This is a genomic window from Marinobacter sp. NP-4(2019) (assembly GCF_003994855.1).
In the GTDB taxonomy this organism is placed as follows: Bacteria; Pseudomonadota; Gammaproteobacteria; order Pseudomonadales; family Oleiphilaceae; genus Marinobacter.
This window is the reverse complement of sequence record NZ_CP034142.1, coordinates 1,544,610-1,569,614: the sequence shown is the minus strand read 5'-3', so window position 1 is coordinate 1,569,614 and position 25,005 is coordinate 1,544,610. Positions and strand designations below refer to the sequence as shown.

The following is a 25,005-nucleotide window of genomic DNA, read 5'->3' as shown; positions in this document are numbered from 1 at the left end:
CACTTCGCACCATAAATAAAGGTTGCATTAGCTGCCTAACCAGTTGACCGGGAAACAAAAAAGCCCGCATTGCGGGCTTTTGGGTCAGAGGTCGAAGCGGTTTATTACTTCGACCGTGCCTTGGCAAGCATACGATCCGGCCTCAGCAGGAAACGCGCCAGTGCCGGCAGCAGCCAGATGGCCCCGACCATGTTCCACAAGAACATGAAGAACAGCAGGAAGCCCATGTCCGCCTGGAACTTGATTGGAGAGAAAATCCAGGTGACCACCCCGAGGCCCAGGGTCACGCCGGTAAAGATAACTGCCTTACCGGTTGAACGCAGAGTCTCGTAATACGCCTCCTGAAGCGTTTTGCCTTCCAACAGGAATTTCTCCAGCTTGCTATAGATATAGATGCCGTAGTCGACACCGATACCGACACCCAGCGCGATGACCGGCAGGGTCGCTACCTTGATACCGATACCGGACACCGCCATGATCGCCTCACACAGGATCGAAGTCAGGCCCAGAGGAATCACGATACACGCTACGGCACGGATCGAACGGAAGGTCAGGAAACACAGCAAACTGACGACGCCGTAAACGAAGGCCAGCATCATGTTCTTGGCACTGGAAATAACTTCGTTGGTGGCAGCCTCAACACCAGCGTTACCTGCCGCCAACAGGAAGGTATGTTCTTCGTTGCTATTCTTCTCCGCGAATTCCTCGACCCGATCTACAACCGTCTTAAGCGTTTCGGCCTTGTGGTCCTCCAGGAACACCAGCACAGGCGTCAGATCACAGTTGGTATTGATCAGCCCAGCCGGAGCCTCACGGATAGACGCGTTGATAATGGTCTGGTTGCGGGAAATCTCGTACCACTTCCAGTTACCCTCGTTGAGCGCCTTGGTCACAATCTTGGATACATCCGCCAGCGACGCGGATGACTGCACACCGGGCGTATTCTGCAGCTCCCACTGCAGGCTATCCATGGCACGCAACACATTGTACTGGGTGCACTGCTCTTCGGGCGTCTTCACCATCACCACCAGAACGTCAGCGCTGGTGGAATAGTTATCGATGATGTAGGCGTTGTCCTTGTTATAGCGGGAGTCCGCACGGAGCTCGGGAGCTCCCTGATCCAGATCCCCTACTTTCAGGCCCTGCTTGTAGTAAAGCCCGACCCCCAGACCGATGACCGCAATCAGCAGTGAAACCGGTGCGACACCAGGATGGGAGAAATAGGACATAACCCGCCACTTGCGATCCTGTTTCTCACCATGATTCTGCACATGACGGATACCGCCCTTGGTGATGCCGATGTAGGACATGATCAGCGGATGCAGGACCAGGTTGGTGATGATCACGATGGCAACACCCAGGCCAGCGGCGACTGCCAAGTCTTTGATGACGTCAATCTGGATAAAGAGCAGGGTCAGGAAACCGAATGCGTCCGAGATCAACGCCAGCATGCCCGGAATGTAGAGGGCCCGGAAAGCAAGACGTGCAGCGGTAATTGGATCGAACCCTTTGGAGGCTTCGATCGCCATAGCGTTAACCACCTGAACACCATGACTGATACCGATAGCAAACACCAGGAACGGCACCAGCACCGAATAGGGGTCCAGACCATAGCCGAGAAGCCTGAGGATGCCCAACTGCCAGAACACCGCAACGATGGACGAAAACACCGGTACCAGTGTGCCCGCGATACAACGGGAGTATCCGTACAACAGCAGCGTGGTCAGCAGAATCGTGATGCCGGCAAAGTAGGCAATGGCGCCAATGCCTTCGATCAGGTCGCCCACTTTCTTGGCAAAGCCAACAATGTGGATTTCAATGTTGGGGTTATTCGCGCCGTATTTTTCACGGATTTTTTCCTCCAACTGACGGGAGAAATTACCGTAGTCCAGAGGCTCTCCGGTCTCCGGGTTATTTTCATACAGCGGTGCGTACACGATTGTGGAACGGAAGTTGTCCGAAATCAGACGGCCAACCTCGTTGGAACGCAGAACGTTCTGACGCAATGCCTCCAGACTGTCGCGGGAGCCATCATAGCCATCAGGGATCACAGTCCCGCCCTGGAAGCCCTGTTCTGTCACTTCAACCCAACGTACGTTCGCGGTCCACAGTGACTTCAGCCCCGAACGATCGACACCGTTCAGGTAGAACACCTCATCGGTGATCTCTTTCAGGGTTTTCATGTACTCCTTGGTGAAAATATCGCCCTCTTTCACTTCCACGGCGATACGTACGAAGTTCCCAAGGTTCTCCAGGTCGTCCCGGTGATCCAGCATATTCACAATGTAGGGATGCTCCAGCGGAATCATCCGCTCGAAACTGGCATCCGGCTGGATCTTGATGGCGTTGTATCCCAGAAACAACGTCAGGAAAAAGAATGCAATCAGGATGATAGCCCGATTGTTGAAGATCAGCCGTTCAAGAAACGGTTCTGCCTTCGGTGTCGTCAGGTAATGTTCGCCCTTGTCGTGCTTCGGGTTCGACATTCAAAAGCCCCTCTATTATCTGTTCTGTTGATGCCACATCAGGGCGTTATTGAAGGTTCTTGCCACGAGCGTCGGTGAACTTAACGCCACCCTCGCCAACAATCAGAAGGTTGGTTCCCGAGATAGGAACAACCGCCATGATGCCTTCGCGGTCATCGCGGAAATATGGGCGGAAGGATTCACCACCATCAGTGCTAAGCAGAACAGCACCGCCGTTCCCAACCAGAGTGATACGCCCGTCGTCCGCGACCATGCCGCTGTTCAGGGTTGCCCCTGCGTCATTGGGGATCATTTCCCAGGATTGCCCCAGGTCCGTTGAGAGCATCTTGTTGCCACGGAGGCCAAATGCGAGCATTTCATTGGGCTCACCGGTACCAACAACGCCAAAGAGTGACCCCGAATAAGGACTCTCACGACGCTCCCAGGTATCCCCGCCATCGACCGATACGTGAATATTGCCGGCTTCACCGACGACCACGATGGCGCCACCGGTCACCTGGGTAATGCCGTTGAGGTGAAAGCTTTGCGGGTTATCAATTTGCGTGGACCAGTCGCGCCAGGTTTCGCCACCATCGGTGGTGCGCAGAATCATGCCATAGGCGCCGACGACAAAGCCGTGGTCCTCATTTTCGAACCAGACGTCCAGCAATGGATTCACAGGGCCAACTTCAAGATCGGCCTCCAGATTGCCCAACGTAAAGAACAGATCATCCAGCGCCCATTCAAGATCGCTTTTCTCTTCTTCCGGCGCCTCTTCGATCTGTTGCTCAAGCTCGGCAATCTGCTCCTGCTTGGTTTCAATTGCCAGCTTCGCTGCTTCGATACCGGTTAACTGGAGTTCCCAGGTCTCACCAGCATCGTCCGAATGCAGTACCACCCCACTGTGGCCGACTGCCCAACCATGCTGCTCGGTACCAAAATCAATGCCGGTCATGGTGACGGAAACAGGCACCTGCGCCTGTTCCCAGGACTGTCCCTCATCATCCGAGTAAATGATATGGCCCCGCTCACCCGTTGCGACGATCCTGTCGCCGGCTTTTGTCACATCGTTAAGCAGTGACTGCGGCGCCAGATCGGTTGGCCGTGATGGAGTTTCAATAATATCTGCCAGCGCAAACACCGAGGGAGCGGACAATGCCATGGATACTCCAAGACAAGCCGCACCCAGAGTTTTGCACATCAATCTTGTAGCCATTCAGATTGCCTATTTGTGTTGTTTAAACTGTGTCTCTGTATGTTATTTAAACTGTGTCTCTAACGTGCCGCATACCAGCCGTATGCCATAAACGTACCGGCAACCTTGCGGTTACCGGTACGTGGATTCGCCAACTGAAAAGGCGAAGACGATGATCTCCGGGGACGCAAGTCCTCAGCGTACACTCCGGCGACGCAACGACGCCGGAGAAAAGTAACGCCTGTTGGGGATATCGTCCGAAAAAGTCCGGGTATTCGGTTCTTCGGTATCCAGACCCAACACGTGGTAACGACGCGCCTGAAGGTCGTGATAGACGTCCAACACAGTCCACACGCCCGGAAGCTCATAATAGTTCTTGGGAAGGCCCATAGTGACACGCCAGAGCTCTCCGCGGCCGTCGTACTGATCCACCAGAACGATGTTCCAGCTGTCTTCATCAATATAGAAACGACGCTTGGCGTATATGTGGCGCTCACCCTCCTTCAGGTTGGCTTCCACGACATGAACACGGTGTAGCTCCCAGCGGGTAAGGTCCGGATTAAGGTGGGAAACACCAAGGATTTCGGAATACGGCGTGCCCTTTTCACCAATGCGGTAATTGTTGTAGGGAATGTAGATTTCCCGCATGCCTTCGTAGTTCCAGTTATATCGATCCAGGGCACCGTTGAAGATGTCAGTATCGTCGGCTGTCCGAAGGTTGTCAGCCGCGGCAATCGGGGAATCGTAGCCCAGGTTCGGAGCCCGTCGGACACGACGCTGGCCGGCGTTGTAGCCCCAACCATTGCGCGGATTGATAATCTGATTCAGGGTTTCGTGGATCAGGATCGCCCCCCCGGCAAGACGGGGCGGCGACTGGGTAAATGAGAGGTAGTAGAAGATCACGTTGTCCAGGTCTTCTTCACCGCCTTCCGGGTTGTAAAAATTAAAGAAGGCTTCCTGCTGGGATGTAACGAGGGAATAATCGCCGTCCGTCTGGACTGCCACTTCACTGGAGCGCCGGGTAACGCTGATGCCACGCCACCGGGTCAGGTGATTCCAGATCGCCTGCCAGGCCTTCTCCTCGTTATTGCCATGCAATATGGGGAAGGGATAGCCGCCATACGCGCCATCGAGACCTTCGCCCTCACCGACTATCTCCGCATTTACCGCATTTTCCCTGGTGTTCTCGGCCACCCAGTCAGGAACAGCATGACTACGTCGAGTCTTGTAAACCGGAATCCGAAACGTTGAGGGGTAGGCTTCCAGCATCGCCTTCACGCCGTCGGTAAGGTGCTCGCTGTACTGATCCATGTTGGAGGCGTTGATGGTGAATAGCACCTCGTCATCCGGAAACGGATTGATGTGGTGCTGCCCACTGCCTTCATAGCCTTCCGGCGGCGTTGTCAGGCCACCGCTCCAGGCAGGAATGGTGCCTGCCTCATTACCCGCCTTGACGGAACCAAATGGCGTCAGATCCTGCCCCAGCCGGGCGGCCTCACTGGATGAAACAGCGGCCACGGCCGGCACAGAAGCCACCGAAAGCGCAAGCATGCTGCCCAGGAAAAAATTCTTGTTATAAATCATTTGAAACCTTACTTCCGTCTGGAAGCCCTTGAGAGGGCTTTTTATTGTCGTTTCATGGTTTATCGACGATTCAACACAGATTAGACGATTGGCCAATATTGTCTATCGACCGAAAGTGCGATTTTGGTACTCGAGTCCCCCTCTCAGCCCGCCAAGCTCTTATGCACTACTTCGTATACGTCCCGTGACAGACCTTCCTTGTCACGAATCTGCTCAAGCGCGACCTTCATCTGATCACCGTGTACCGGTGCAAACTTCTTCCACCGGGTCAGCGGTGTCACCAGGCGTGCCGCAATCTGCGGATTACTGTCATCCAGCCGTGACACCTGATCCGCCAGGAAGCGATACCCGGAACCGTCCGCTGCGTGGAACGCCGCCAGGTTCTGACCGGCAAACACGCCGATAACCGCACGCACTTTGTTGGGGTTTTTCCAGTCGAACGCCTCGTGCGACATCAACTGCCGGATCTGGTCAAGGCTTCCGGTTGATGGACTTGAAGACTGCACCGAGAACCATTGCTCGACCACCTGCGGGTCACCGGAGAACTGCCGGTAAAACGTCTCCAGTGCCTGTTCACGGTCCGCCACAAAACCGGAGTTCACCAGGGCCCGCAGCGCACCCAGGCGATCGGTCATGTTATCCGCTTCCCGGAACTGACGTACGGCCAGGTCCCGGCCTTCTTCATCATCAATGTGGAGCAGCCAGGCCAGGGCTGTATTCCGCAGGCTACGACCGGCGATGGCTTCCGGGGTCAGCTCATAAGTTCCCACTACAGCATTACGCTGATAGCACGCCAACAGATCTTCCCTGAGGGAAACCGCGAGATGCGAGAGCACCCTTTCCCGTGCCCGGTGAATTGCCTGCACATCCGGGCTGTCAGCCAATTCAATCAGGTAGGCCTCCGACGGCAACTGCAGCATCTTGGCCACCAGGGCCTGATCCAGAGCGGTATCCGACAACAGATGGCGATAGGCAGCCACCAGCCGTGGTTCAATCTCGGCATCATCCGGTGCGCTTACCAGCGAAGAAATCACGTCCACCGCCAACCGCTGGCCCGCATCCCAACGGTTGAAACCGTCGGAATCGTGGCTCATCAGGAACTGCAACTGCTCCCTGGTCCACGGATATATCACACGTACAGGGGCAGAGAATTGTCGCAACAACGAAGGAACCGGTTGCTCCGGGACCTCATTGAACTCGAATATGTGGCTCGCCTCCGTCAACTCCAACACACGCTGGGTCGGGGCATCATCGTCACCATCAGCCAACTTGAGCGGAATATCGTTTCCTGCGCTATCAAGCAGGCCCAGTGCAAAGGGGATATGCTGGGGCTGCTTGTCCTGCTGCCCGGGCGTGTCAGGAATGGTCTGCTCAACAGTCAGGCGATAAATGCCCGCCTGCTCATCGTAACTGTCACGGACGTTGAGCACCGGAGTACCTGCCTGTTCGTACCATAGACGGAACTGTGAGAGATCACGGCCACTGGCGTCTTCCATGGCTTTGACAAAATCATCAGTGGTGACGGCCTGACCATCATGACGCTCGAAATAGAGATCACTGCCCTTGCGGAACAACTCGGGCCCCAGCAGGGTGTGGATCATCCGCACCACTTCCGCCCCTTTTTCATAAATCGTCAGGGTATAGAAGTTGGAAATCTCCATGTACGACGACGGGCGCACCGGGTGCGCCATGGGGCCGCCATCTTCGGCGAACTGTGACGTTCTCAGCAGGGTCACGTCTTCGATACGCTTGACCGTGGGCGAGCCCATGTCGGAGGAAAACTGCGAATCCCGGAAGACCGTAAAGCCCTCCTTCAGGCTGAGCTGGAACCAGTCGCGACAGGTGACGCGGTTGCCGGACCAGTTATGAAAATACTCATGGGCGACAATCGCTTCGATGCGCTGGAACGCCAAGTCGGTGGCAGTGTCCTGGCTGGCCAGGACGCAGGAGGAGTTGAAGATGTTCAGCCCCTTGTTCTCCATCGCCCCCATGTTGAAGTCATCCACGGCGACGATCATGAAGATATCCAGGTCATATTCCCGGCCGTAGACCTCTTCATCCCAGCGCATGGAGCGCTTGAGGGAGTCCATTGCGTGCTCGCACTTCTCCGAGTTGCGTGGCTCCACGTACATCCGCAGATTAATATCGCGGCCTGACAGGGTGGTGAAAGTATCCCGCTTTTCCACCAGATCTCCAGCCACCAGTGCAAACAGGTAACAGGGTTTCGGGAACGGGTCTTCCCAGGTAACAAAGTGCCGGCCGTCCGCCAGGTTGCCCCGCTCAATATCGTTGCCGTTGGACAGCAGGATAGGGTAAGTCGACTTGTCTGCCTCTATCCGCGTGCGGAAACGCGACATTACATCGGGTCGGTCCGGGAAGAACGTGATACAGCGGAAACCCTCCGCCTCACACTGAGTGCAAAACATTCCCGATGACTTGTACAGCCCCTCAAGACGGGTGTTGTTCTGGGGCTCAATCCAGGTGACCACCTGTAGCTCGAAGGCATCGGGCACATCCGAGACCACCAGCCTGTCACCGAGATCCTCGTACCGACCGGCCTCCAGGACGGCACCATCCAGAGCCACGGATTCCAGTTTCAGGCTGTCACCATCCAGTTCCAGAGCCCCCCGGTTGTCGCCCCACTCCGGATTCCTCCGCATGGATAACGTGCTGTGGACGCGGGCACCGTCTTCATACAGCTCGAACCTGAGATCAACGTGGTCTACCAGAAAAGCCGGTACACGGTAATCTTTCAGGTAAATAGTCTGTGGCTGGTTGGTACGCATGGGTTGTCTCCAGAAATTCGTTTCGTTCGGCACGGGTAGAAGGTGCCGCTGCAATGTGGCTCTCGGACGGACTCAGGCCTTGGGAAATAACCGGAAGCGAACATCATAACCGGTGTATTTACGAATATTGATCACCCCGGTATCGAGTATCAGGTACTGCCCCTTGATCCCCTGAAGTGTACCTTCCACCGAAGGTTCCTTGTCCAGATTATGGGTTTTGACTTTCTGCGGCCAGACCTGGACCGGATAACTGAGCCCCAGTCCCTGCTCATCCACCACCCGCAACGCATCGTCTCCGTGGGCCGCTTTCAGCTGTTCCAGATCGTCGGCGATCAATTCCAGTAGCCGCTCTCGCTCGGCAACCAGGTCTATCTCGGGCACATCACCTTTGAGCATGGCCCGCCAGTTGGTTCGGTCCGCCACGTGTTGCTTGCAGGCAACCTCGACAAATCCCGCCAGCTGTCGGGTGGCAACACGGACCATGGGGATCGCCTCAACCGCGCCCTGATCGATCCACCGCGTCGGCACCTGGGAAGCTCTGGTAATCCCGACTTTCAGGCCCGAGGAATTTGCCAGGTACACTACGTGCTCCACCATACAGTGGCTTTCCCCCCACTCAGGCTCGCGACAGGTGCCCTTATGATAATGGCATTTCTCCGGACTCATGATGCAGCTATCGCAAGCCGCAAGCTTACGGAAACACGGGTAGCAGTGGCCCTGGCCGAAACTCTTTTTGGTGACGCGGTCACAGTGAATACAACGGATCACGCCGTCATAGTCTATCTGAACCGGGTATCCGATCATGTCGTTAAGGGGAACCCGGGTGTCTCCGACCTGAATCACGTAGTCGACCGGCTGACCGGCTTCTGCCGGCATTTTTCGGAGCCGGCCACTGACATCCACCAATGCGCTCAAGACTTGACCTCGACAAACTGCGACGGGTCCACATCGGCAGAGCCGGACGCCTGCTTCACTGACGGGTCACAGGCGGTTCCGGCCTTGCTCCCACGATCCAGGTAACCGACTCGCTCGGTTTCGGGAATGTTGTGCAGGTTTTCATAGTAGATAACCGCCTCCAGACAGATCTCTCGCTGCTCTGGCGTCAGTTGGCGGCCATCCGGCCATTTACCCAGTTCGATGGAGCGGCGCAGATTCTGGTAAACCGTTGGATCCAGCCGCTCAATCAGCTCTTCGTATGTCATGTTCTTCTCCTGCAAACGCTTCGGCTAAAAATAATTGCAACGGGTTGACAGACGCAAATGATAATGATTATTATTACCTCACCAAATGACGAAGGTCGTATTCATTTGGTCTCTCTCATCAGGAGCTATAAGCTCTTTTAACGCCCCGCCTTTTGGCGGGGCTTTTTTATGTTCTTGTCACTCTCACGGGCAGAATCACCGCCAAGGCGATCCCGGCAATAAAACCGCCAAGGTGCGCCTCATTTGCCATACGTCCCAACCCCAGCACTTCCGGTAACGGTGTAAAACCAATGACCATCCATACTACTGCGAAGGTCACAAGTGCCGGTGGAAAATGAAACCTGGGTACTCGCCGCTGGCTTAGCCAGCAATACCCGAGAATGCCGTAAACCACACCAGACAGGCCGCCAAACAGAGGACCGGACACGAAATACTGAAGTCCGTTGGACACCAGACTGGTAAAAACAAACAGACTTACCAGCCTCGCCTTGCCGTCAAACCACTCGATCTGGCTGCCCAGGAACCAGAGCATGACCGAGTTGAAAATAATATGGGTCCAGCTGAAATGCAGAAAATCGGGTGAGATAAGTCGCCAGACCTGACCGCTGGCCAACGTTTCCCGCAAGGCATACACCCTTGATGACAGGGTATTCCAGTCAAACTGCTGGGGGTCAACCATCATCAACAGCGTGGACAGCTGGTTGCGTCCCATCCCGGTGACCCAGGCCATCAATAACGCGAAGACAATAATACCCAGCACCAGCGGCGCATGGCTTGGGGAGGGCTGCCATCGCCCGCCACGGTACACCGACGACTGGCTTGTGGCATTCACGGCATTCCGTACCTCCGGCTCAGACAGAAAACGCTCCAGCGCCTTCAGTACTGGCTCGGCATGATCCGGGTTTTCCAGCCACAGCACCTGAAACTCACCCTCTTCGGTAATCCGGTGCTCTACCCCCTGCTCACGTAACCAGCGACTGAACCCCGCCAGGTTGACACTGGTATCAATCTGTTTGACCCGATACACGAACTACCTCGCCACGCTGTCTTCGCTGGTCGGGTAGTCCGGCTGTTCCGGCCGGTCCACATCCACCCAGACGAATTTGTCTTTTGACAGGGTACGTTCGCCATCCATGCGATAGGCCACCAACTTGCCGTACTTAACGGCACTGTAATCGATACAGGCCACATTAGACTTCAGTGGCGCGGGACTGCCGTCCATCCAGTAATGGCCCACAAATACCGGAGGCTCACTCAGCGGGTAGGAAATCAATTGGCGACGCTCGTCATCAGATAGCTCCATGCACGCCACTTCCGGTGGCAGCGGATCCGGCTGGAAGACGACATCGGCATAGGTCTGTGGATTATCAGCCCAGAACTTAGTGCGGAAGAACTCACGCACGTAGCCATCCTTGCCGGTAATCTTCACGCCCTCCGGCAACCGCAGGTCGGTTCCCCGCAACAGGGTATCCATCACCTGGCCGGCAAAGGACTCAATTGCAGACGAAGCGTGGAGAAAGTCCTCATCGATGCAGGCACCGCCCTGGGCGTGCTTGAACTTTTCGATCAACTCACCGTCCCAGCACGCGTGCACCACCCGAAACCCCTCTTCCTCTATAAACAAGGGAATGGTGTAAAACCATTCGAGGAACTCGTTCCACTCATGGGGATAGGGTTCAAACTGCTCCAGGGTTTCCCGGATCAGGCGATCGTGGCGGGCGTTGTGTTCCCGCAACCATTGCTTGCCGCTTCCCGGCCGGGCACGGGTGCAATAACCCAGGGCATTGTACTCATGGTTTCCCATTACGATACGGGCAGAACCGTGATCCACCATATCCCGCACCAGATGCAATGCCTCACGAATTCGCGGGCCCCGGTCAATAATGTCACCAATGAAAATAGCCTGACGGCGCGGGTGCTCGTAGATACCGTTCACTTTTCGGTAGCCCATCTGCTCCAACAGATGGATTAACGTGTAGGCGCACCCATGAATATCGCCGATGATATCGTAACCACGGTTCTCGGTTTTTATCTGTCCTGACATGCTCAACTCGCTGCAATCTCACTGGCCCAGCCCAGCTTACCGCGGCATGTGGCGTAAAAATTGTGATCCGTAGGGTGAATAAGACGGATCTTGAACGGCTTCTTGGTAATGCGGATGATGTCGCCGGGCGCGCAGGCGATGTTCATCTGCCCATCAAAACTGATCTGGGGATAGGTTTCGTTGGTTTCACCGATAACCAGTTTTATTTCGCTCTTGCCGTCCACCACGATTGGCCGGCTACTCAGGGTATGGGGGAACATGGGTACAAGCACAATGGCGTCCAGCTTGGGATGCATGATGGGCCCACCAGCGGATAACGAATACGCGGTCGACCCCGTCGGAGTAGCCACGATAAGACCATCCGAACGCTGGCTATATACGAAATGTCCGTCAATAAAGAGGTCAAAGCCGATCATCCGGGTGGACTTACCGGGATGCAGTACCACGTCATTCAGCGCCGTCCCGAACCCCAGCGGCTGGCCGTTACGCTCTACATTACCGTCCAGCAGGAAGCGGGTTTCTTCAATGTACTCACCCTGGAGCACCTTACCCAATCGCTCTTCAAGGTCTGACGGAGAGATATCGGTCAGGAATCCCAGGCGACCACGATTGACCCCGAGCAACGGAATCTTGGATTTGGCCAGTTCCCGCGCGGCGCCGAGAAGACTGCCATCACCGCCAACCACAATCACCAGGTCGCAGATCTCACCCAGGAGCTTCTTGCTGGCCACTTGCAGGCCATGGCCGGGGAGCATGCTGGCCGTGTCTTCCTCGATAATGACGTGGTAATGGTTATTGACCAGGTACTGCTTGAGCTGGCGCAGGGATTCCACCACCTTGACGCTGCCCATACGGCCAATGACGCCGATATTCCTGAATTGATCCATGTAACTTCCTGTGGTGTCGGGAATGAAGCCGGGCCAGAATCAGAGCGAGACCCGGTGACGTTCAGGGGACAGTTTAACGAAAGTCACACCGATACTGAAAAAAGAGTCGATCCAGGATGAAGATTCCCTCAGGCCGTCGCCGGCTCGCGGTGTTTCTCGCAACGATCGTCCGTCCCTGCCCGAAAGTCCGCCGGCTGGCTCACCCGCATAACAGGTTCCGCACAGCGCTTGCCATCGTCACCCTGATGTAAACACACCGGGTTCTCGTAATGTTCAAGCCACTCCCGATACGCAGGCTCGTTGAGACCGCAGCGCTCCGCCGCGTAGGACACCGGGTTATTGAAATAAGTTTCAATATCGTCATAGGGAAGGGTAATGTGGCCGACACCGGCATGGTATGCCACCAGGAATACGGATTGACGTTTCAGGTGTTCCATCACGGAATTTTCCGTGGGTTCCCGGTGCCGCAGTTCGTGGTTTTCATGTTCAAGGGCCACCAGTTTTTCATCCCGCAGCTCAAGCTCGCGCTGCTTACGCTCCAGTTGCTCCCGCAGCAACACCATTTCGGCATCGGAATGGGCGCCCTTACGGACATCCTGCTCCTCGCCCCGGGCCACCTGCTCCTGCATGGTAAGGTACTGCTCGTTTCGCTCCGCCAAACGCGTCTTGAGTTGCTCGTTACTCAGGCGCTGGCGCTCATATTTCTGCTCGAGCGCCGACATTTCGCTGCGCAAGGCCTGCATTTCCAGGCGATGTTCGCGCTGAATATCAGACAGCGAATCGCGGTGAACGCTCTGCAGGGTCTTGATGCGAAGACGCTGCTCACGGATCAATTGAGCCAGCCTGGCGCGATCATCGGCACCTGACGGCGTATCCGAAGACTTCGATTCCGCCGACAGCACCGGAATGTCTTCTTCCCGGGATGGTTCGATTTTGCGGAACTTGAGGCTATTCGCTTCCACAGCTTTGCGGATGGATTGGAAATGGTTGCTGCCCGGCGTCATATCCGGATCCCACAACTCCTCCGCAAACGATGGGTCCGGGCACTGGCTGCGGCAGACCAGGCGAATCGGCCCTGCCCCCATATCCGGTCCTTTTGCGCCTTCCAGGGCAAGCTTTTCGATGGGCACATTCCAGTGGCTATCAGCACGCCCTTCTTCATCAAAATAAATCCGGAAGAACACCAGTGACCGCACCTGCAGATCCCCACTCAGATCCACCAGCACCGCCTTTACATCGGTTTCCGCCAGGTCGGAAAGACCGACATAACCATCAAGGAAGGCACCGAATTCCGTCGCACGCATCTGTCGCGACACGTTGTTGCCGTCCATAAAAAACACCGCCGAATAACCATCACTCGCCTGGTCGGCAGATACCATTGTTGACTCCCCGCTATTCTGAAACCCGACACCAACACGCAAAACACCCCGGGGGTGTTCCATTTGTAATTGAAGCCGGTGCTCTCACCCCGGAGCGCTCAGGCCCGGGGCAAGATTTGAAACTGACAGACTTCTGGATAATAGTCTAGCCAGACTGGCGGTGGGGAACAGCGAAAAACTGAAACGTTTTGTGATCAGATCTGCGCTGCCAGGCGACTGCCCTGATCGATGGCACGCTTGGCGTCCAGTTCGGCCGCAACGTCGGCGCCACCGATCAGGTGAACCGGCAGACCAGCCGACTCCAGCCCCTCCTGTAGCTCACGCAAGGGTTCCTGACCCGCGCAGAGTATAATGGTATCCACTGGCAACAGCCTGTCCTCGCCCTGCTCCGCCCCCTTGGGCGTGACCGTAATATGCAGCCCATCGTCATCGATCTTGCGGTAGGTCACCCCCGGTACCATCTGTACCTGACGGTTCTTGAGGGAAGTGCGGTGAATCCAGCCCGTGGTCTTACCCAGGTTCTTGCCGACTTTGGAGACCTTGCGCTGCAGCAGATAGACTTCCCGGGCCGGCTCAGGCACTTCCGGCGTCACGCCTTTGATACCGCCACGGTGTTCAACACTGAGGTCCACGCCCCACTCCCGCATGAAATGCTCCGGGTCCAGCGCCGCGGATGTGCCTTTGTGAACAATGAACTCCGACACGTCGAAGCCAATACCGCCGGCGCCGATCACCGCCACTTTCCGGCCAACCGGTTTGCGCTCTAGCAGCGCATCCAGATAGCCGATCACCTTGGGATGATCCACGCCCTCGATCTCGGGCGTGCGGGGCTCGACACCGGTGGCCAGCACCACATCATCAAAACCACCAGCCTTGAGCGCATCCACGTCGACCCGGGTATTCAGGCGAACATCCACACCATGCTTATCCAGCATGACACGGAAATAACGCAGGGTTTCGTAGAATTCTTCCTTGCCGGGAATACGCTTGGCAACATTGAACTGACCGCCGATTTCACTGCCGGCATCGAACAGCGTGACCTTGTGCCCGCGCTCTGCAGCCACTGTCGCGAATGCCAGACCGGCGGGGCCAGCGCCCACCACGGCAATGGATTTCGGAGACGCCGTTTTCACGTAGCTCAGCTCGGTTTCATGACAGGCCCGGGGATTCACCAGACAGGATGTCAGTTTGCCGCCAAAGGTGTGGTCCAGACAGGCCTGGTTACAGCCAATACAGGTATTGATCTCATCCGCCCGGTCTTCCGCTGCCTTGAGTACCAGATCCGCGTCGGCAAGGAACGGACGCGCCATGGACACCATATCGGCATCCCCCTCCGCCAGGATCTTCTCCGCCACGTCCGGCATATTGATGCGGTTGGTGGTCACCAGCGGAATCGACACTTCGTCTTTCAGACGGGCGGTCACCTTGGTAAACGCGCCGCGGGGAACCGACGTGGCAATGGTAGGCACGCGGGCCTCATGCCAGCCGATGCCGGTGTTGATAATGGTCGCGCCGGCCTTCTCAATTTCCTTCGCCAGCTGAACCACCTCATCCCAGGTGCTGCCGTCCTCAATCAGATCCAGCATCGACAGCCGGTAAATCAGGATAAATTCCTTACCTACCCGCTCACGAACACGGCGTACGATCTCAATCGGCAGGCGGATGCGGTTTTCGTAACTGCCACCCCAACCATCCGTACGATGATTGGTATGAGCCACGATAAACTGGTTAATGAAATAGCCCTCGGACCCCATGATTTCCACGCCGTCGTAACCGGCACGCTGTGCCAGTGCGGCGCAGTCGACGTAATCCTGGATCTGCTTTTCGATGCCGGCCTCATCCAGCTCATTCGGCTTGAACGGGTTAATCGGTGCCTGAATCGCGGAGGGCGCAACCAGAGCCGGCGAGTAGGCATAACGGCCCGCGTGAAGAATCTGCATGCAGATCTTGCCATCAGCTTCATGCACGGCCTGAGTAATCACCTTGTGGCGGTCGGACTCTTCCTCGGTACTCATTTTGGCCGCATGCTGAAATACGCCCCCCTCCTCGTTGGGCGCGATACCACCGGTCACAATCAGGCCGGCTCCGCCCCGGGCGCGTTCGGCGTAAAAGGCCGCCAGGCGATCAAAACCATGCTTCGCCTCTTCCAATCCGGTATGCATGGAGCCCATCAGGGTGCGATTGCGCAAACGGGTAAAGCCCAGATCCAGTGGCTCCAGAAGGTTCGGGTATTTCTGCACGCCGGGGGTTGCTGCTGCGGTCATCATCTCTCTCCTCAGATTTTATCCGGACCGATCGAAGATCATTGCCGGCCCTGTTGATGAGGCTAAATTACCGATGCCCCTTGCAATGAACAATATCCCCAGACTACATTTTGATATCTTCAGATAACACTTAAGGCATGAGCATCATGGAAACGACATCCGCCCGCCGCCGCAACTCGTTGGGAGACATCAGTGTTCTTTACGTATCGGTATTGATGAGGGCCGTTACAGCGGAGGGAAAAAATCCGGCTCCCCTGCTGGAGCGTTTCCGCCTCAACGACGAAACCCTCGCATCCCCGGACGCCCGCATCAGCATTCCCCGCTTTATGCGCCTGGGGCAGGCCGCCATTGAGCTGACCGGCCAGCCCGCCATTGGCCTGACCATGGGCAGCCTGAGCCGCCCGGTGGATGCCGGCATTGCCGGGCTGGCCGGACAGTGCGCCGCCACCACCGGAGAGGCATTGACCACCCTGATCCGCTACGGTCTGCTGACCAGCCATAACAGCCGGGGCGCCTCAACAACCAGCCACAACGGGCAACAGGCACACTTTTACTCCATACGCCCCTACAACGTATTCAACTTCTTTGTGGTGGATTCCGTGCTGGCCGCCTGGACCCAGTTCGTACGAACCATCAGTGGCCAACAGGCCGTGCTTGAGCGGGTCACCATCGAATACCCGTCCATTGGCCTGGATGAGCAGTTTGAAGAATGGTTTGGCTGTCCGGTGACCTTCGGCGCCGAAAGCAATGGCATCACCCTCGCTCCGGACATTCCTCGGCTTCCTTCCCAAAGCGCACAAAGCGCCGTTCATGCCGCCCTGGTGCGACAGTGCGATGACGCACTGCGGAAAATTCGCCACGGCTGGACCACGGGAGACAAGGTCAGGGACCTGCTGACGCCATTACTGCAAGGGGAAACGCCCTCACTGGAAACAATCGCAACCCGCCTTGGCACAACGCCCTGGACCCTGCAACGACAACTGGCGGAGGAACAGACGGGGTTCCGGGAACTGGTGGACGAAACACGGAAGGAACTGGCAACTGACTATATCCGGGAAACCAGGACGTCCTTGGCGGAGATTGCCTGGCTATTGGGCTTTGCCAACCCGGCCGCCTTTCACAAGGCCTACAAGCGCTGGTTCGGCCTCAGCCCGGGCGAACACCGCAAGCAGTTTCATGAGGAACAGAAAAGCAAAGGTATACGCTGAGAGGCCATCTCAGGACGTGCATACAAAGAATAAAAAGGAGATTACATCAGGGAAGGAAAATGGCGGAGCGGACGGGACTCGAACCCGCGACCCCCGGCGTGACAGGCCGGTATTCTAACCAGCTGAACTACCGCTCCGCGTTGGCTACCACCTTCAGGACCGAAAACCGCTTTCTCTTTAGAGATCAGGTTGTTCCATCCACCACAGTCAGGGGCCTGACTGCTTGGTGACAACGAGGGCGCATTATAAAGACGCCCCTGATTATGTCAACGATTTTTTCCAAAAACTTTCCAGACACCCGCTATCTTACATGGCATCAACCATCGCATCCTTGCCTTGCGCGGTTTTGCGGTATTCGATCGGCGTCATACCCGACCAGCGCTTGAACGCACGATAAAAAGTACTGGGCTCGGAGAAACCGGTCAGGTAGACGATCTCATCGATGGATTCGTCCGTGGTCGCCAGCAACTGGCGCGCCAGCCGATAGCGGAAATCCGCCAACACCTGGTTAAAACTGGTCTCGGCTTCAGTCAGCCTGGTACGAAGCGTTCGGGGCTTGATGCCCAGCCGCTCGGCAACCGCATCCAGAGTAACCTCACCGCTGTCGAGGAGTTCCGCCACGATACGCTCAACCTGACCGACAATGTCTTTCTTCTCCAGGCGTGCCACTTGTTCGCTGGCAAAGCGCTCATGGAGATCCAGCAGTTCTGGCTCGGCATGGGGAGAGGCATGGGAGAGCATCTCAACCGGGAAATAAAGGCGATTTTCTTCAGCGCCGAAAACGACCTCACAGCCAAGAATTTCTTCGGCATGTTCCAGACCGTGATCACGCTGATGTTCGAACTCAATACGGGAAGGCTTGAACTCTCCGTCAGTGATCGACTGAAAGAAGATAATCAGCCCCTGAACAAAGCATTCGTTGAAATGCCTGAGGCGGCTAATTTCTTCAGAGGCAGCATCCAGCACCATACAGGCGTTGTCGCCTTCAATGAAGAAGTCGGTATTGGCGGCGTCGCTTAACAGGCGCTGATAGTTCTGAGCACGGCGCAGACCTTCACCGAAGGTCGGACTGCTTAAAAAAAGATATTCAAGCACCTGCCCCTTATAGGCGGGGAGTAACTGCCCGAGGTGCAAACCTATGTCAGGATCACCGGAGACATCCTCCACTGCCTGCCAGAAGTACACCTGTGCACTATGGGGTGTTCTTAACTGCTCGGTGTAAACGTATTTTTCGTCTACACCCAACCGGCTGAATATTGCATCTGTGTCGATACCCTTCCGTTTCATCGCCTCATAGATCAGGCGCAACATCACTCCTGCGTCACGAAGTTCCTGCATAACATCCCGCTTATAGTTGTGTTTGGAAACCGCCTTGGCCCACCGGACAAATACCCATGGGAACCAAGTCAATGTCGAATCCAGCCGGGTTTGCCAGACTTTAAGACCTTGGTCTTATATTAGAGCATATCAGGCCAGACACGCACAGTTGTACCAGAATGTTTACACATCTCACCCTTTTGGTCACCAAACAGCTTCTAACTGTTTCAAAGTGTTGGAGATTTCTCAGTATGTCCGATGTGTCTATATACCACAGCCATCCGCCGTCACTCTGGTCACTGTACGGTAAAGCCGTACTTCCCAAAGGCCAGACAACCACCGGTGACCTGAAAATTCCTGGACTCAGCGTCAGTCTGGTTGGCGTCAGTACGGCCAACGATAACCTGAAACGCTACCAAAAGGTATGCGGTTTTTCGCGGCAAACCCATGCCCCGATCACCTGGCCCCATATTCTGGCATTCCCACTCCACCTCAAACTCCTGACCGAAAAGGCCTTCCCCCTGCCTCTGCTGGGATTGGTTCACCTGCGCAACACCATCACCCAGCACCGGCCCATCGGCATTGGCGAAACCCTGGATATTGATGTTCGACTGGATGGGCAGAATCAAGGTGCCAAAGGACTGGAATTTGACCTGGTGACCGAGGCACGCTCAGCAGGAAAACTGGTGTGGGAGGAAGTCAGCACCAACCTGTTCCGCCAGCCCCAAAAAAATGACAAGGGCAAACCCGGCAAAACACCGGAACTGGAGCGCTACCCGAACACCCTGAGCATCAATGCGCCTGAGTCCATTGGTCGCCAATACGCCAAGGTATCCGGCGATCGCAACCCGATCCACCTGCATGCGTTGACCGCCAAGGCGTTCGGATTTCCGCGGGCGATCGCCCATGGCATGTGGAGCAAAGCGCAGGTTCTGGCGCTGCTTGAGCAGCAAGCAGGCTGGAGAAATGAAGCGGTATCGGTTTCCTGCCAGTTCAAAAAACCGCTGTTCTTGCCGGGTACTGCCCAGCTCAACTGGCAAACCGGAGAAGAAGGCTGGGATTACCAACTGCTGAACGCAAAGGGCGACGCCCCTCACCTGACCGGGAAGATCACCTGGGGCTGTTAATCAGCCTCGCAGGGAGTCCCCTCGGCGCCCGCAACCGGCAACGTGAAGAAAAAGCGGGCGCCACCATCTGCTGGTCTCTCAAACCCGATGTCTCCGCCCTGGGCCTGAATCAGCGAACGGCACATAGAAAGACCAATACCCATACCGTCTTCCTTTGTTGAATAAAAAGGCAGAAACAGTTTGTCTTCCGCATCCTCCGGCAGGCCCGGACCGTGGTCCCGCACGTCAATCCGCACACAGCGACTGCCAGACATGGCAGCGGATACTTCCACGGGTGCTGAGGCCCCCACACTTCCGGTAGCCTCCAGGGCGTTACGAATCAGGTTCAGGGCGACCTGTTGCACCTGTATCGGGTCCGCCAGAACGTCCGGAACATCCTCCGCCACAGAGACCTCAATCCCGCCTTCGTTATTGCGCATGTCCACCTCAGCAAACTGCCGGGTGTCCTCCAGCAAAGCCGTCACCGACAGAACTTCCTTGCCGGTAGCAGGTTTTTTCATGAAACGGCGGATACGACGGATAATCTCACTGGCACGATGGGACTGTGCTTCGATCTTGTCGAGGGTTTCCTGTAACAGGTCGCGGTCCAGAACTTCTTTCGCCATCAATCGCTTGGCGACACGGGCATAATTGGTGATGGCGGTCAGCGGCTGGTTGACTTCATGGGCAAAACCGGCGGCCATCTCACCCATGGTGGACAGCCTTGAAGCGTGCGCAAGCTGATCCCGCTGTTCTTGCACGATGGCTCTGGCGTCTTCCAGCGCCTGCTCGCTTTCCAGTTCCGCGGTGATATCCCGGAACACGACAACTGCACCGCGAAGCTCTTCACCATCCAGCTTGGGGGTAGAACGGCACTCGGCGGGAAAAGCCGTCCCATCCGGCCGCCCCATGACGATGTTCCGCTGATTCTCGGGAATACCCTGGCGACAGGTTGACTGCACCGGATGCTGACTGGTGCCTGCATCAACGTCGGCAGTGCAATGAAGCTCAAAAAATTACGACCGATCAGCTCTTCCACCGGCGAACGCATAATCAGCGCGGCAGCTGGGTTGGCAAAAATGATGTTGCCCTCGGCGTCCAGACCGTAAATCCCCTCGCTGATGGAGTTCAGGATACGTGCCTGGTCGCTTTCCAGTTGTCGGTTACGTTCCTGGAGTTCACGCTCAAGGCGAATAACGCGGGCGTGGGTTTTTACCCGTGCGATAACCTCCTGAGCCTGGAATGGCTTGGAGATATAGTCGGCACCACCAAGGGCAAACCCCCTGACCTTCGCCTGCACGTCATCCAGGGCCGACAGGAAGACAACGGCGCAATCAGAGGTGACCGGGTCGGCTTTCAATCGTTCACACACCTGGTAGCCGTCCAGTTCCGGCATCATGATGTCCAGCAGAATGACTTCCGGCTGGTGGCGATGGGCCAGGTCCAGGGCTTTTTCGCCGTCATTGGCAATCAGCAGGCGGTAGCCTTTGTCCTTCAGGGTCTCATAGAGGACTTTGAGGTTCTGCGGATTATCATCCACAAGCAGAACCGTCACCTCTGAGGTCTCACTGACAGCTTCAGTCATATAAACAGGGCCGGTTGAAAAGTTGACCGTATCATGCCGGCCAATTCAGCGGGCGTCGATAAGGTCCTTTACGGACAGGACCATGCGGACCAGGTGCGCAAGAGAATGAGTACCCATTTTGTGCATCACTCGCGAACGGTGGATCTCGACGGTACGCTGACTGATCTCCAGCTCAATGGCGATCACCTTGTTGGCCTGACCCGCAATCATCCGATCCATGATTTCATGTTCTCGTGGTGTCAGGCTTTTGATTCGCTTTATGATTTCCTGCTTCTCATCCAGCGATTTGCGCTGCTCCCGATCCTGGGCCAGGGCGGCCTCGATCTTTTCCAGCAACGCCTCTTCGCGATACGGTTTCTGGATAAAGTCCACAGCGCCCTCTTTCATGGCATCCACCGCCATGGGCACATCACCGTGACCGGTCACAAAGATAATCGGCAGAATGGAGTGTTTGTCATTGAGCTTTTTCTGCAGCTCCATGCCATCCATCCCCGGCATGCGGATATCCAGCACGATACAACCGGCCATTTTCTCGGAGTAATCCCGCAGAAAAGCCGTGGCGTTCTCGTAGGTCTTTACCGGCTTGCCATCCGACTTGAGCAGCAGTTCCAGTGAATCACGAACGGCTTCGTCATCTTCTACCACGTAAACGGTTTGCTGGATATCAGTCATGTGATCTTACTCTCCTGTCCTTTATTATCATTGCCGGTCAATGAATTGACGGGTCTTTGTGATCATCCCGTGCGTGTTCCTGGCGCTCATGCTCACGCATTTTTTCAAGGCGTTGCTGGATAATGCCAAAAACACTCTGCTTGGGGTACCGGCCCTTGGTGTCGGCCTTGCCCGCGGGCTTGCCCAGCAGCAAAGTGATCGCCTCCTCCGCGCGACTGACGGAATAAACCGAAAACTGGCCCTTACGCACGGCCTGGACCACCTCGCTGTCCAACATCAGGTTCTGCACATTGGTCTCCGGCAGAATCACTCCCTGGGTTCCGGTAAGGCCACCCTTCAACTGACAGGTGTGGAAAAAACCCTCAACCTTCTCGTTGACGCCACCAATCGGCTGCACCTCGCCAAACTGGTTCACCGAACCGGTAATCGCCAGGTCCTGACGAACCGGCAGTCCGGACAACGAGGACACCAGAGCACACAACTCCGCCAGAGACGCACTGTCGCCATCCACTTCGCCGTAGTTCTGCTCGAAGGTCAGGCTCGCAGACAGGTGCATGGGATCATTAACCGCAAAATGAGCCGCCAGCCAGGAACTGAGAATCATCACCCCTTTGGAATGGATATTCCCACCCAGCTTAACGTCCCGCTCTATATCCATGACGGCACCATCGCCATAATAGCAGGTGGCCGTGATACGGTTTGACAGCCCGAACTCGAAGCCCCCTGTGGACAGCACCGACAAGGCGTTGACCTGACCGACACAGGCACCTTCGGTGGATACGAGTGTGGAGCCGTCACGGATGGCATCATAGAACTGGTCGCGAATGCGACTGCTGCGATACCTGGCGCTCTCCAGTGCCCGTTCCACATGAACATCCTGAATCAGTCTGGCCTTCGCCTGACGGGCCCAGAAATCCGATTCCCGCAGCAGGTTGGCGATATCGGCAGCATGCAGGGAAAGACGATCCTGGTGATCGGCCATACGGGCACTGTATTCGATGATCCGCGCTACCGCCTTGTTGCTGCAGTGCAACAGCTTCTTCTCGCTGACCAGGCTGGCAATAAACTTGGCGTACAGGAGCTGACTGTCATCGGTGCGGTACATTTCATTCTCGAAATCCGCAGTGACCCGAAACAGCTCGGCGAACTCGGGATCGTGATCCTGCAGCAACATCCAGGTTTCGCGGTCACCGAACAGCACAATCTTGACGTCCAGGGGAACGGCTTCCGGCTCGATGGAAATGGTCCCGGACAAGGTCATTTCCCGCTCGAGGGAATTAATCTGGATTGACTTGGACCGCAACGCCCGCTTCAGGCCATCCCAGACGAAGGGCTGTTCCAGCACCTTGATGGCATCCATCAGCAGGTAGCCACCGTTGGCCCGGTGCAGACTGCCCGGACGAATCAGGGAAAAATCGGTGAACACGGTGCCCTTGTAGGTCACGTTCTCCACATAACCGAACAGGTTGTGATAGGTCGGGTTGTCCTCTACCACCACCGGTACCTCGTCCGTTTTCTGGTGCACCAGGACATTGACCAGATACCGGCGGGGCATTTTCTTGTCCAGGGACGCGTAGGCAATGGCGGCCTGTTCCTCATTATCCTCCAGGAAGATATCGAGGCTATCGACCAGATCCTTTCTTACCGCCTCGAAATAGGCCACCACATCCGGGAGGTCCTTGTACTTGGCAATCAACTCGTCCAGTTGGTGCCCGGAAATCCCTTCCAGGGTCTCCTGGTTCAGGGCCTGCTGTTTCTCGGCATACTCCTGCTCCCAATCCGCCAGCTTGCGCAGGGCCTGGCGCAGCTTCTTCTCCAGCTTGTTGATGGAGTCCTCAAACTTTTCCCGCTCCTCGTCGCTCAGCGCCTGGAACGTCTCGGCGGTATGCGGTTCTTCACCATTCATCGCCACCAGGCGATAGCCTCCCGGTGTTGTCACGTTCAGACTGACCTTCTTTCGCTTCGCCTGATTCGCCACCTTCTCCAGCTCGTCTTCCTGCTTTTTGCCGTACTCGTTCTTGAGCTGTTCGGAACGTTCCAGAAAGCTGTCGCTGTCAAAAGTCTGGGGGATCATTTTCATGAGCCGCCCCATCAACTGCTCCATGTCCTGTTTCAGGGCGTTGCCTTTACCCGCAGGCAAACGAAGCAGTTTTGGTATCCGGGGCTCCTCGAAATTGGCGACGTAGCACCAGTCGTGACTGCTGTGCTCGGTGTCCACATGGTGTTCGAGATAGCGGAGCATCATGGTGCGCTTGCCCAGACCGTTACGGCCGACGGCATAGACGTTGTAACCACTGTGGGGCATGGCCAGCGCAAAACGGACGGCTTCCTGGGCGCGGTTCTGGCCAACGATTTCAGCCAGCGGCTCCAGTTGCCGGGTGGTCTTGAATGGCAGATCTTTTAGGACACAGGCTTTGTAAAGCTGATGCAGGGACAGTGACTTCAAGGTTCGGTCCTGTAACGGTCAGAATGCTCTGGCGATCCCCTTTCGGGTATCGGACCGCCAAACGGGTTAGTTCTATGGCCGGTCATTGTAGAATCTGACGCCTGCTATGTCGCGTTCCCGCTGAAGATTTCTCGCATCTGGCCGACGCAAACCGATACATTGCCAATTCCCGGCACCGATCCTCGAACTCATTCTCGTCATCGCCACGGCAAGGAATCCCGCATCCGAGTGACCTAAGTCAGGGCTCGCCAGGGGCCCGGATCTATACTTTTCATGACTGGCAGCCAAAGGTATCGGAGCCAGCCAATCAAGGCGACTGACCTTGTCCCTGCACCCAAACAACGTGGTTCTATAATTCGAGGAGAGCACATCATGTCTCTGTTAAAACGCAAGTCCCTGAGCGCCTTCCCGCAGCTGCCGCTGGCGTCCCAACTGAGTGAAGAGATGAATCGCCTGATGGAGCGCGAGTTTCCCCTGCTAGGCCGTCACTGGGAAACCCTCGGCGGTCAGTGGCAGCCGGATGTCGATATCGAGCAGAAGGCTAACGAGTACCTGATCACCGTCGATATTCCCGGTGTTGATCCGAAGGACATCAGTGTGTCAATGGACAACGGCATGCTCACCATCGAAGGCAAGCGGGAAAGTAAGGTTGAGGAGAAGAAAGAGAACTACCGCTGCATCGAGCGGGAGTATGGCTCCTTCTACCGCAGTTTCAGCCTGCCGGATGCCGGCGAGTCGGACAAGATCAAGGCCCATGTCCACAATGGAGTCCTGGAGATCACTGTACCCAAGCTGGAATCCACCAAGCAGAAAAAGATCGAGGTTCATGTCGACTGACATTGCAGGGCCGGCGTGTTTGGCCACG

Annotated in this window: 17 protein-coding genes, 1 tRNA gene and 1 pseudogene; 3 read left to right on the top strand and 16 right to left on the bottom strand. The window is 56.2% G+C overall.

The window, feature by feature from the left end; all coding sequences use genetic code 11:
* Nucleotides 1-104: 104 nt before the first annotated feature.
* The 11 genes from EHN06_RS07160 to EHN06_RS07110 all read right to left on the bottom strand — a co-directional run bounded on the left by EHN06_RS07160 (nucleotide 105) and on the right by EHN06_RS07110 (nucleotide 15,806).
* Nucleotides 105-2,486 (bottom strand): efflux RND transporter permease subunit, encoded by a 2,382-nt coding sequence (locus EHN06_RS07160; RefSeq protein WP_127331499.1) that lies wholly within the window; start codon nucleotides 2,484-2,486, stop codon nucleotides 105-107.
* A gap of 46 nt (nucleotides 2,487-2,532) precedes the next feature.
* Nucleotides 2,533-3,627 (bottom strand): WD40/YVTN/BNR-like repeat-containing protein, encoded by a 1,095-nt coding sequence (locus EHN06_RS07155; RefSeq protein ID WP_228257426.1) that lies wholly within the window; start codon nucleotides 3,625-3,627, stop codon nucleotides 2,533-2,535.
* Between the two features lie 228 nt (nucleotides 3,628-3,855).
* Complete coding sequence (locus EHN06_RS07150) at nucleotides 3,856-5,244, bottom strand: DUF1329 domain-containing protein (protein ID WP_127331497.1); 1,389 nt, start codon at nucleotides 5,242-5,244, stop codon at nucleotides 3,856-3,858.
* Nucleotides 5,245-5,387: 143 nt separating this feature from the next.
* The gene (gene pepN, locus EHN06_RS07145) at nucleotides 5,388-8,030 is read right to left on the bottom strand and encodes an aminopeptidase N (RefSeq protein ID WP_127331495.1); all 2,643 of its coding nucleotides are present in this window, start codon (nucleotides 8,028-8,030) and stop codon (nucleotides 5,388-5,390) included.
* Nucleotides 8,031-8,102: 72 nt separating this feature from the next.
* Nucleotides 8,103-8,945 (bottom strand): DUF2797 domain-containing protein, encoded by an 843-nt coding sequence (locus EHN06_RS07140; protein ID WP_127331493.1) that lies wholly within the window; start codon nucleotides 8,943-8,945, stop codon nucleotides 8,103-8,105.
* Nucleotides 8,942-9,232: a YeaC family protein gene (locus EHN06_RS07135; protein ID WP_127331491.1), complete on the bottom strand. Its 291-nt coding sequence runs from the start codon at nucleotides 9,230-9,232 to the stop codon at nucleotides 8,942-8,944. The genes EHN06_RS07140 and EHN06_RS07135 overlap by 4 nt, the downstream gene beginning before the upstream one ends.
* Nucleotides 9,233-9,398: 166 nt before the next feature.
* Nucleotides 9,399-10,259: a rhomboid family intramembrane serine protease gene (locus EHN06_RS07130; protein ID WP_127331489.1), complete on the bottom strand. Its 861-nt coding sequence runs from the start codon at nucleotides 10,257-10,259 to the stop codon at nucleotides 9,399-9,401.
* Nucleotides 10,260-10,262: 3 nt separating this feature from the next.
* The gene (locus EHN06_RS07125) at nucleotides 10,263-11,276 is read right to left on the bottom strand and encodes a metallophosphoesterase (protein ID WP_127331487.1); all 1,014 of its coding nucleotides are present in this window, start codon (nucleotides 11,274-11,276) and stop codon (nucleotides 10,263-10,265) included.
* Nucleotides 11,277-11,278: 2 nt separating this feature from the next.
* Complete coding sequence (locus EHN06_RS07120; protein WP_127331485.1) at nucleotides 11,279-12,163, bottom strand: NAD(+) kinase; 885 nt, start codon at nucleotides 12,161-12,163, stop codon at nucleotides 11,279-11,281.
* Nucleotides 12,164-12,291: 128 nt separating this feature from the next.
* Entirely contained in the window at nucleotides 12,292-13,542 is a 1,251-nt protein-coding gene (locus tag EHN06_RS07115; RefSeq protein ID WP_127331483.1) for a DNA repair protein, read from the bottom strand.
* Between the two features lie 194 nt (nucleotides 13,543-13,736).
* A complete protein-coding gene (locus EHN06_RS07110; protein ID WP_127334374.1) occupies nucleotides 13,737-15,806 on the bottom strand; it encodes an NADPH-dependent 2,4-dienoyl-CoA reductase in 2,070 nt (689 codons plus the stop codon).
* Between the two features lie 146 nt (nucleotides 15,807-15,952).
* Here EHN06_RS07110 and EHN06_RS07105 point away from each other — a divergent pair, with 146 nt between their 5' ends.
* Nucleotides 15,953-17,014, top strand: coding sequence for an AraC family transcriptional regulator (locus EHN06_RS07105; RefSeq protein WP_416332544.1), 1,062 nt, complete (start codon nucleotides 15,953-15,955; stop codon nucleotides 17,012-17,014).
* Between the two features lie 60 nt (nucleotides 17,015-17,074).
* Here the strand turns inward: EHN06_RS07105 and EHN06_RS07100 are convergent.
* Together EHN06_RS07100 and EHN06_RS07095 are read right to left on the bottom strand one after the other, a co-directional pair.
* Nucleotides 17,075-17,151 (bottom strand) — tRNA-Asp (locus EHN06_RS07100).
* A gap of 169 nt (nucleotides 17,152-17,320) precedes the next feature.
* Nucleotides 17,321-18,352 (bottom strand): AraC family transcriptional regulator, encoded by a 1,032-nt coding sequence (locus EHN06_RS07095; protein ID WP_127331479.1) that lies wholly within the window; start codon nucleotides 18,350-18,352, stop codon nucleotides 17,321-17,323.
* 230 nt (nucleotides 18,353-18,582) lie between these two features.
* Here EHN06_RS07095 and EHN06_RS07090 point away from each other — a divergent pair, with 230 nt between their 5' ends.
* Nucleotides 18,583-19,458, top strand: coding sequence for a MaoC/PaaZ C-terminal domain-containing protein (locus EHN06_RS07090; RefSeq protein ID WP_127331477.1), 876 nt, complete (start codon nucleotides 18,583-18,585; stop codon nucleotides 19,456-19,458).
* On the opposite strand, the pseudogene EHN06_RS07085 reads toward EHN06_RS07090, so the two are convergent.
* The 3 genes and pseudogenes from EHN06_RS07085 to EHN06_RS07075 all read right to left on the bottom strand — a co-directional run bounded on the left by EHN06_RS07085 (nucleotide 19,455) and on the right by EHN06_RS07075 (nucleotide 24,140).
* Nucleotides 19,455-21,022 (bottom strand): annotated as a pseudogene (locus EHN06_RS07085) (response regulator). The gene EHN06_RS07090 and the pseudogene EHN06_RS07085 sit on opposite strands and share 4 nt — an antisense overlap.
* Nucleotides 21,023-21,067: 45 nt before the next feature.
* On the bottom strand, nucleotides 21,068-21,694 hold the full coding sequence (gene fixJ / locus EHN06_RS07080) for a response regulator FixJ (protein WP_127331475.1): 627 nt from the start codon (nucleotides 21,692-21,694) through the stop codon (nucleotides 21,068-21,070).
* A 37-nt stretch (nucleotides 21,695-21,731) separates the two neighbouring features.
* A complete protein-coding gene (locus EHN06_RS07075) occupies nucleotides 21,732-24,140 on the bottom strand; it encodes a Lon protease family protein (protein ID WP_127331473.1) in 2,409 nt (802 codons plus the stop codon).
* A gap of 372 nt (nucleotides 24,141-24,512) precedes the next feature.
* Between EHN06_RS07075 and EHN06_RS07070 the strand changes: the two genes are divergently transcribed.
* A complete protein-coding gene (locus tag EHN06_RS07070) occupies nucleotides 24,513-24,977 on the top strand; it encodes an Hsp20/alpha crystallin family protein (protein WP_164735589.1) in 465 nt (154 codons plus the stop codon).
* The last annotated feature ends 28 nt before the right edge of the window (nucleotides 24,978-25,005 follow it).

Excerpts from the sequence above, each read along its gene's own strand:
- pepN (WP_127331495.1), bottom strand. The coding sequence starts at position 8,030 with ATGCGTACCAACCAGCCACAGACTATTTACCTGAAAGATTACCGTGTA.
- EHN06_RS07150 (WP_127331497.1), bottom strand. The coding sequence starts at position 5,244 with ATGATTTATAACAAGAATTTTTTCCTGGGCAGCATGCTTGCGCTTTCG.
- EHN06_RS07095 (WP_127331479.1), bottom strand. The coding sequence starts at position 18,352 with ATGCAGGAACTTCGTGACGCAGGAGTGATGTTGCGCCTGATCTATGAG.
- EHN06_RS07155 (WP_228257426.1), bottom strand. The coding sequence starts at position 3,627 with ATGGCATTGTCCGCTCCCTCGGTGTTTGCGCTGGCAGATATTATTGAA.
- EHN06_RS07135 (WP_127331491.1), bottom strand. The coding sequence starts at position 9,232 with ATGACATACGAAGAGCTGATTGAGCGGCTGGATCCAACGGTTTACCAG.
- EHN06_RS07110 (WP_127334374.1), bottom strand. The coding sequence starts at position 15,806 with ATGACCGCAGCAGCAACCCCCGGCGTGCAGAAATACCCGAACCTTCTG.
- EHN06_RS07115 (WP_127331483.1), bottom strand. The coding sequence starts at position 13,542 with ATGGTATCTGCCGACCAGGCGAGTGATGGTTATTCGGCGGTGTTTTTT.
- EHN06_RS07090 (WP_127331477.1), top strand. The coding sequence starts at position 18,583 with ATGTCCGATGTGTCTATATACCACAGCCATCCGCCGTCACTCTGGTCA.
- EHN06_RS07070 (WP_164735589.1), top strand. The coding sequence starts at position 24,513 with ATGTCTCTGTTAAAACGCAAGTCCCTGAGCGCCTTCCCGCAGCTGCCG.
- EHN06_RS07105 (WP_416332544.1), top strand. The coding sequence starts at position 15,953 with ATGGAAACGACATCCGCCCGCCGCCGCAACTCGTTGGGAGACATCAGT.
- EHN06_RS07125 (WP_127331487.1), bottom strand. The coding sequence starts at position 11,276 with ATGTCAGGACAGATAAAAACCGAGAACCGTGGTTACGATATCATCGGC.
- EHN06_RS07160 (WP_127331499.1), bottom strand. The coding sequence starts at position 2,486 with ATGTCGAACCCGAAGCACGACAAGGGCGAACATTACCTGACGACACCG.
- EHN06_RS07120 (WP_127331485.1), bottom strand. The coding sequence starts at position 12,163 with ATGGATCAATTCAGGAATATCGGCGTCATTGGCCGTATGGGCAGCGTC.
- fixJ (WP_127331475.1), bottom strand. The coding sequence starts at position 21,694 with ATGACTGATATCCAGCAAACCGTTTACGTGGTAGAAGATGACGAAGCC.